The organism is Nostoc cf. edaphicum LEGE 07299 (assembly GCF_015207245.1).
Taxonomy (GTDB): domain Bacteria; phylum Cyanobacteriota; class Cyanobacteriia; order Cyanobacteriales; family Nostocaceae; genus Nostoc; species Nostoc edaphicum_B.
The window spans coordinates 1-7,876 of the sequence record NZ_JADEXF010000119.1; the positions used below are offsets into that span (position 1 = coordinate 1).

At 41.2% G+C, this 7,876-nt stretch carries 8 protein-coding genes and 2 pseudogenes; 4 read left to right on the forward strand and 6 right to left on the reverse strand.

The genetic code is table 11. From position 1 onward, the window contains the following. Positions 1 to 633, forward strand: a pseudogene (locus IQ229_RS05380) (hypothetical protein); the annotation flags it as partial. Positions 634 to 749: 116 nt separating this feature from the next. Next, positions 750 to 2,345: an alkaline phosphatase D family protein gene (locus IQ229_RS05385; RefSeq protein WP_194041956.1), complete on the forward strand. Its 1,596-nt coding sequence runs from the start codon at positions 750 to 752 to the stop codon at positions 2,343 to 2,345. A 342-nt stretch (positions 2,346 to 2,687) separates the two neighbouring features. Here IQ229_RS05385 and vapC read toward each other — a convergent pair whose 3' ends face one another. The 3 genes and pseudogenes from vapC to IQ229_RS05400 all read right to left on the reverse strand — a co-directional run. Further along, positions 2,688 to 3,095: a type II toxin-antitoxin system tRNA(fMet)-specific endonuclease VapC gene (gene vapC, locus IQ229_RS05390; RefSeq protein WP_194041958.1), complete on the reverse strand. Its 408-nt coding sequence runs from the start codon at positions 3,093 to 3,095 to the stop codon at positions 2,688 to 2,690. Beyond that, complete coding sequence (locus IQ229_RS23735) at positions 3,092 to 3,436, reverse strand: hypothetical protein (protein WP_228013167.1); 345 nt, start codon at positions 3,434 to 3,436, stop codon at positions 3,092 to 3,094. The genes vapC and IQ229_RS23735 overlap by 4 nt, the downstream gene beginning before the upstream one ends. 197 nt (positions 3,437 to 3,633) lie before the next feature. Continuing rightward, positions 3,634 to 4,604: pseudogene (locus IQ229_RS05400) on the reverse strand (hypothetical protein); the annotation flags it as partial. Between IQ229_RS05400 and IQ229_RS05405 the strand changes: the two are divergent. Continuing rightward, positions 4,579 to 4,839, forward strand: a complete 261-nt coding sequence (locus IQ229_RS05405) for a hypothetical protein (RefSeq protein ID WP_228013168.1) — start codon at positions 4,579 to 4,581, stop codon at positions 4,837 to 4,839. The pseudogene IQ229_RS05400 and the gene IQ229_RS05405 sit on opposite strands and share 26 nt — an antisense overlap. Positions 4,840 to 4,922: 83 nt before the next feature. Here IQ229_RS05405 and IQ229_RS05410 read toward each other — a convergent pair whose 3' ends face one another. Both IQ229_RS05410 and IQ229_RS05415 read right to left on the reverse strand, forming a co-directional pair. After that, positions 4,923 to 5,249 carry a DUF3140 domain-containing protein gene (locus tag IQ229_RS05410; RefSeq protein WP_194041960.1) on the reverse strand — a complete coding sequence of 109 codons (327 nt, stop codon included), beginning with the start codon at positions 5,247 to 5,249 and terminating at the stop codon, positions 4,923 to 4,925. Positions 5,250 to 5,258: 9 nt separating this feature from the next. Next, positions 5,259 to 5,474 carry a hypervirulence associated TUDOR domain-containing protein gene (locus IQ229_RS05415; RefSeq protein ID WP_194041962.1) on the reverse strand — a complete coding sequence of 72 codons (216 nt, stop codon included), beginning with the start codon at positions 5,472 to 5,474 and terminating at the stop codon, positions 5,259 to 5,261. A gap of 220 nt (positions 5,475 to 5,694) precedes the next feature. Here IQ229_RS05415 and IQ229_RS05420 point away from each other — a divergent pair, with 220 nt between their 5' ends. Then, on the forward strand, positions 5,695 to 6,399 hold the full coding sequence (locus IQ229_RS05420; protein WP_194041964.1) for an ATP-dependent Zn protease: 705 nt from the start codon (positions 5,695 to 5,697) through the stop codon (positions 6,397 to 6,399). 267 nt (positions 6,400 to 6,666) lie between these two features. On the opposite strand, the gene IQ229_RS05425 is transcribed toward IQ229_RS05420, so the two are convergent. Continuing rightward, a partial coding sequence (locus IQ229_RS05425; protein ID WP_194041966.1) for an HNH endonuclease occupies positions 6,667 to 7,876 on the reverse strand: 1,210 nt, incomplete at its 5' end.

Consider the following 7,876-nt stretch of genomic DNA (forward strand, 5'->3'; position numbering starts at 1 on the left):
GTAGAAGGAAGTTCTCAAGCTTTTCTATCAACTGCTTATAATGAAGTGGTTGGCGTTGACGAAAATGGTGGAGAAGTTCTAGGAGGAAATGCTGCTCCTGCTGCCTACATCACAGGCATTGCGGAGAACGCATTAGAGAGTTTTCTAGATGTATCATCCTTTTTTGGAGAGGGCTTTCTAGCAGATGCGATTGAGGGTTCTGCTATCAAACAAACATTCACAGCACAAGCAGGAGAAACCTTATCTTTTGCTTGGAACTTCCTCACCAATGAATCAATTTATGATAATAGCAATCCTGATTTTAATGATTTCGCTTTCGCATCTGTAAGTAATAATTTTCAAGACTTATTTTTCAGATTAGCAGATACCACTACAGATTTTTTGGCTACAAGTTCTAATTCCAACTTTTTTGAAGAAACTGGATTTAAAACTTTTTCCTTTACTCTACTAACTGATGGTGAATATACTTTAAGTGTTGGGGTTGTAGATGTAGGTGAACCAACAATAATTTCCGGGTTGCTTGTTGATCGTGTGCAAGCTATTCCCGAAACGAGTTCAACAGTCAGTCTGCTAATTTTGGGAATTGTAGGAGCATTTTCTGCGTTCAAGCATATCCAGAAATCGCGCTGTTAATTAAGGTAAAAAATTAGATTTGCGTTTGAATAATCAACCCTTAACCTGATTGCAAATAAGCATTAAAGTTGCGCTGTTACACTTCGTTATGATTTAAACGCGATCATAAGGAAAATATGCAAAACTTCAATATTGAGCGCTTGCTATCAAGTCGGCTGAAACGGCGACAAGTTTTAATTGGGACTGGAGCCTTAACTGGTTTTGCGATCGCTAATCAATGGTCTAACAAAGTTCAAGCCCTGCCCCGATTCTCTAATTATCCCTTTAGTCTGGGTGTCGCTTCCGGTGAACCACTTCCCGATAATGTAGTGCTGTGGACGCGTTTAGCCCCCGATCCACTCAATGGTGGTGGGATGCCACCATATAATGTTCCAGTGCAGTGGCAGGTTGCTACCGACGAAAAGATGCGGCAAGTTGTCCACAGTGGCACACAGATGGCTACTCCAGAATTTGGACACTCTGTACATGTAGAAGTGCAGGGACTAAAACCCGCCCGTTGGTATTGGTATCAGTTTAGGGTGGGCAATGAAGTTAGTCCAATTGGACGAACTCGTACTGCTCCTAACCCGCGCGATCGCGTTGAGCGCTTCCGCTTTGCCTTCGCTTCCTGTCAAAACTGGGAGCAAGGATACTTCGCCGCCTATAAAAATATGGCTCAAGAAGATTTAGATTTGGTGGTTCACCTCGGTGATTACATTTACGAGGGAGCGCCGAGAGCGAATGCACTCCGACCTCATGAAGGTAATGGAGAGCCAGTGACACTAGAGGAGTATCGCAATCGCCATGCCCAATATAAAAGTGACCCCAGTCTGCAACAGACTCATGCTGCATTTCCTTGGATAGTCACTTGGGACGACCACGAAGTTGACAATAATTGGGCAGACGAAATCCCTCAAGATCCAGAAAAACAATCACGCCAAGCTTTTCTAGCTCGTCGTGCTGCTGCTTTCCAAGTATATTACGAACACATGCCACTGCGGGATTTTTCCAAACCTAGAGGCATTGATATGCAGCTGTATCGACGCTTAAACTTTGGTAACTTGGTTGAATTTAATGTTCTCGATACTCGTCAATATCGTAGCGACCAACCTTGTAATGACACTATTGAACCACGCTGTAAAGAAGCTTTTGATCCAAATGCCACTATGACTGGTACTGAACAAGAGCAGTGGTTGTTCCGCAATCTAGAGCGCTCTGGGGCACGTTGGAATGTTCTTGCTCAACAAGTTGTCTTTACCCAGCACGACTGGACAGCAGGCCCTGAGACTGCCTTTAATATTGATGCTTGGGACGGCTATGTAGCTGCCCGCAGCCGTATTCTCAACTTTCTTGCTCAACGTCAGCCAGCCAACCCAGTTGTCATTACTGGTGACACACACTCCAGTTGGGTAAGCGACCTGAAAGCTAATTACAATAACCCTAACTCTGCTACAGTCGGTACTGAATTTGTTGGCACATCGATTACCTCAGGCTTTGGCGCTAGTGACCGGATTGAGAAGGCTTTACCAGAAAGTCCGTGGGTAAAGTATTTTAATGGTAGACAACGCGGTTATGTTGTTTGTGACCTCAATCATCAACGTTGGCGTAGTGACTATCGACTACTGGCTCCATCTCCAGAGACTGGGCCTACTGTGTCTAACCCAAATGCCCCAATCATATCAACAGTCTCGTTTGAGTTGCCTAATCAAGGGAAAGTAGAGCGAGTTCAATAGGTTTAAGGCTTTTTTAGATCGGGCTGGCATGTGGAGCCAGCCTTTGATGCGATCGCCTACGGTGGTCACTGACTTGTACTGAGCGCAGCCGAAGTAGCTTGCCGTAAAGCCTGCGGCATAGCTACGCTTAGGGCGCAGCCTCTCTTAGAGAAGTGTGGGCTACGTCTAGGCACTTACAAAATCGTGTATTAGTCTATGGTAATAGAACAGTAGTTTTTGAGTAATCGATTTTATACCCCAAGGAATGCAAGAGAGCGATGCCTACGGTGGTCACTGAGCTTTGTCGAAGTGCGGGCTACGCCTACGCAGAAAGTTGTATAATGTTTTCTAGCCAGTCGTTTGTCAATTATCTATCTCCCAATCTTCAATCAACAAGTTATTAATCCGCTTAAATTCTCTGGTGTTATGGGTAACAAGGGTTAAATTATTTGTCAGCGCGATGGCGGCAATTTGTAAATCATAAGCTCCAATTGGAGTGCCTAATGCTTCTAGCTGAGATCGAATCATTCCAAATGTCATTGCTGTAAGATCGTCAAACGGTAGTGATATGAATTGAGCTAAAAATTCTTGCTGTAAGGTAAGATTACGTTCTGGATTGGCACTTTTGATTGCGCCATAAAATAGTTCAGCTTTGACGATTGAGCAAACGGCAATATCTTTAGTAGTAGTGGTTTCTAATTTCTGCTTTAAGGTGAAATTTTTACCACGCATATAGATAATGCAAGTGTTAGTATCTAGCAGAAATTTCACAGGATGGGTTCGCGTTCTTGTTGTTGTCCTTGGGGATGGCGAAAGAATGTTTCATCTTGGATACATCCATAGAATTTAGTCAGAGGATATTCTGGAGTTTCAATTTGGGTTTCTGGTTCTAGGGACTCAATGAGGGTTTTTAGCAATGTCAAGCCTCGGCTAAGGTCGAGTTCTTCGGTGAGTTCAGCCAAGGGGGATTGACGGAAGAATTCTGAGAGTTTGGTGGGTTGGTCTGGGTAGGTGTTGTGTGTGGTCAGGCTTTGGGCAAGGAATTGGATAATATACAGTTTATCGTTGGGGGAAAGCTGAAGGAGTTGTTGTTCGAGTTCTGGGATAGCCATGATGGGGTTTAAGTGGAGGATAATTTTATTTTACTTTCACTCTTCAGGGGTTAATTTAGTTTGACTCGTTTTTTACCTATTAATAGTTATTGCATTATCTAGATTTACCACAACTCATATAGGATTACTATATACAAACAAAGTCCGCGTAGGCGGACTTTACAAAAAGACTTATTTCAAGAATTGCCGTAGCTGTTTTAGTTAGCTGATACTAACTCTGTCTCATCTTTCGATTCATCTCTGATTTTAAAGTAGTAATAAAGATTACCAACAGTTAGGTCTGATGCCTGTTGCAAATTAGATGTAACTAATGTTTTATAACCAGTAATTCCAGCTTGTTCACTAATATAAAATTCGTACTCTCGACGTAGTTCAGGCTCAAAGAGAAATAGCAGCTGGTCACGAAGCGAATAAAAATGAGACTTTTCGGCTAAACTCTCATAGATTAATTGTTCTGGTGGTTCAGCTAAATTGATTGTAGAGTTGTGAGTATCTAGACTATTAAAATCAGCGCTACTTAAAAGTTTTAATTCTGATGAAGGAAGCGATTGCATCCAATCAACATGATTTTGCCACGAATCCAATACTGCTAAATCGTGATTTTTAATGCGGATAATTTCGGGAAAGAGAAAATCAAGCTCATCATGTGATTCACAGCGATTAATCACAGTGAGAGCATCTTGACAAATTTTATCTTGGAGTAGGATGAGGCGATCGCTCACTGCTGAAACCTCATTCTGCACTTGATAAGTTGCAACAATTGCCTGTTCAATTGCCCAAGCACATTCAAGTCTGCGTAGTTGACCAGCCGCACAGGTTTCTTCCAGTAGATGCGGATTGCTGTAATCTGCTAAAGCTGCAAATAACATTCCTCTAACGCCATCAATCTCAGCGTTTCTCCGGCTGAAATCTTGCAATTGCATCGCTGAACGAAGCGGTTCATCGCCTGGATAAACACTCCATACGCCCTTACTAAAGCTGTGCGATGTTGTTCAAATTTGATATCTTGGGCTACTTGTTCGATTATTTGTCTAATTTCTACTCCTTGGTCTTTTAAGGCTTGTTTCAAGTCAATAAAACCGTTTTTGACCTCCACCCTTAATTGCTCTACTTCTTTTCTTAATTTCAATGTCTGATGCAGATTGACTGCTGTTAATGCTACACCTGCGAAGTTTGATGAAATTATTGGCTCAGTCTTTGAAAACCGAGTTGAATCAACTAGTCGAGTAATAGCACAAGCGATCGCACTTTATGAAAATCTCCTAGAACAGCAGGAAAAGGCTCACAACGAAACCCTGGAACAACGTGAGGCTGAAAAGATGTGGATTTACCAAAAGCACGAAGAACTTGAGCAGGTACAGAACGGGCTAGAAATCATTCTCAGTAAATGCACTATTGTTTAATCGCCTTCCTTACAGGCTTCAGTTCTTAACAAAGGCTGCGATCGCAGGAATTTGCCCACCTAAATGGCGGGCTACAAAGTACTTTACTTAATTGGATCGTGTCCCCAATTCTTCAAAGAATAGCACCAGCGTGTGTGTTCCAAATCACCCGATGGCTGCTGTGCAATATGACGATGGACGTAACTAATAACTTTCTTCATGTGCGAAAGATCATCGTCGGTGTAATCATCCTTTTTCTGCAATAGTTGGATGATACGCCGTCCAGATTTATGGCCGATTGACTCATCGTCGCCATCCTTTTGTCCGACACTTTGTGACTCATCCGTATCTAGCCAAGACTCTAGTTCTTTAGGTGTCATATTGACAGCTTGATGAAACTCGTCAATCACCGCTTTAACATCTTTACTCATGACTAAGCATTACTCCTCTACTTTTTTAAGAGCATCAGGCTTGTGAGCAGCTTGTTTTCCTGTCTTATCACTTTCAACTAAGTACTCAGGGTTATCTTCACTTGCAGCAATATGGTGTTCTTTAATATCTGTGGGTAAAGTGAGCTTCTTTACTACTTTGCCAGTTGTCTTACCTTGTGAAGTGTTCCATTCAACGCGATCGCCTTTTTTGAATTGTTCAGTCACATTCATCTCCTATTTTTTTATACCTACTAAGGTCACATTATGTCTGCGACTGGAAAAGCAGCCATCATTCTAGTGATAGAGAAAACATCTGTTATTAAGCCAGTAATTTAATTAGCTGTGAAATGAAAAAATTAGGCGATCGCTACAACTCGCTTGATACAAAAGCTGTGCGCTCGCCTCATAATAAAGAAAGATTAAGCAGATTCTCAGAAAACTCTCAATGAGCCAAACTAGCCTAAATTTAGTTGCAATATCTATCTTTCTCATGACCCTATCGGTACTGGTGGGGCCATTCCTCAACTTATCTCCGGCAGTACCAGCACTTGCTACCTTCACCATCTTAGGCATAGCGACATTAGATAGCTTCAGCCTGCAAGGCAAGGGTGGTACTATCTTTGTAGATTGGATTGCTGGTTTTTCAAAAGAACACCGCGATCGCATTGTCCATCACGAAGCAGGACATTTCTTGGTTGCTTACCTGTTGGGTATTCCCGTTACTGGCTACACACTCAGCGCTTGGGAAGCCTGGAAACAGGGGCAACCTGGACAAGGCGGTGTCAGCTTTGATGATGGCGAATTAGCATCTCAATTAGAAGTAGGTAAAATCAGCGCCCAAATGCTAGACCGCTACTGCACTGTTTGGATGGCCGGTATTGCTGCTGAAACCCTGGTTTTTAATAATGCTGAGGGTGGAACTGATGATAAAAGCAAGCTGATAGGAGTATTGACAATGTTAGGCTTTTCTGAATCAGTTTATGAGCAAAAACTGCGGTTTCATGCCCTCCAAGCAAAAACTTTACTGCAAGAAAATTGGTCTAGCTACGAGACTTTAGTTAGTGCCATGCGACAACGCAGTTCGGTAGAAGATTGTCATGCTGAGTTAGGAGTAGGGAGTAAGGCATTGCAGAACAGTGGCATGAATTGAGGCAAGCAGGAGAAGCGTAAGAAAAGCAGCCTATATCAACTTAGAGTGTTTCTCTTTCGGCAAAATGTATTCTTGCAAAATCTGCAAAGTATATGTTTCCACAGAAAGCCCTTGCTGTTTAGCTTCTTGTGCAAGATACTGTTCTAAATTCTGGTGGCAAGTTCAAAGTTAAGGTCATAAGTTTCTTTTGAGTGACACCATATATTTTAAACTTGCCAAACCAGAAAGATTTAGATTACTTACGGATATAGATATATCCTTCAAAGACTATCGTCTTGTATTCTCTATACGAGTTTTCTCTATATGAGCTTTACGTGTTAGCAATTGCAGATTATCTATGGTAGTTAAACCACCCTCAGACATAGGTTTAATGTGATCGATTTGGAAATCTTTCCGCATCTGAGTTTTAACTTTACTGATTGCACAAGTTATAAACCCTTTTGCATCTGTGTGCTTGGCGAATACAGCATTTTTAATTTTTCTGTATTCAACAATATCTCGCTCTTTGATTTCATATAGAGTTAACTTCTCTATTGGTACAGTGTCAGGAATTACAGTTGGTATTGATACTACAGCATTAGGGTATAGCCCTTCAATCTTAAGAGTTTCAATGTCCAACTGTTTCCAGAAATATAGCTTCTCGTCATTAAATAAAACTTGCCAAAAAGAATTTCTATCATTCCAAAGAGAGTCGATGTAGTCAGACTTTGCTCTACCTCCTAATGAATTGTCGTAGATATGTCTTGCTACAATAGATAGATCACACTTCCGCCTCTCGCTGAAGGCTAGAAAATCTGGTATTTGTTCATTTTCATTCTGAGCATAGAAACGCAAGATATTTTTTACATCTTCATCTCTATAACCAAGTAAAGTTTGATAATTAGGAAAATAAATTTGCTTTGCAGTTTGCAAAAGGTATTGAAGTTCTGCTTCAGTCAATATTTCTCTGTCTTGTAAATCAATACTTTGAAATAGAATTTTCAAATCATGTACAAAGTTGTCGTATGCCTCTTCTGTGTCGTCATATAGCAACACATCATAGTTGGTAGGTTTAGGCTCATATCCTTCAGACGGTTCGAGAATGGAAAAACGATAAATTCCAAGAGGAACTCTCTTTAAAAACTGTAGTTCTTCTACACCAGTCGTATCAATTGAATCATCCATGATACGAGCGAATTCTTCAATCATATCAATAGATATGAGCCGAGCAATTCTATTACTTGATAAAATGTCTTTTTCATTAAATTCACCGCCTCGACCGTCAAGCTTTTTAGGGTTCACCCAGTTAATTTTGTTTTCCCATTCATCAATAAAACTAACTACATAGGCTTTTTCTGTCCCGCCTGCTTTTTGCCCACGCAAAGCTCGACCAATCATTTGTGTCATTAGTATTGTGGATGTAGTAGGTCGTGTGAGAAAAACAGTTTGTACATTAGGTAAATCCGTTCCTTCAGTTAAAATTTCCACATTTATCAAT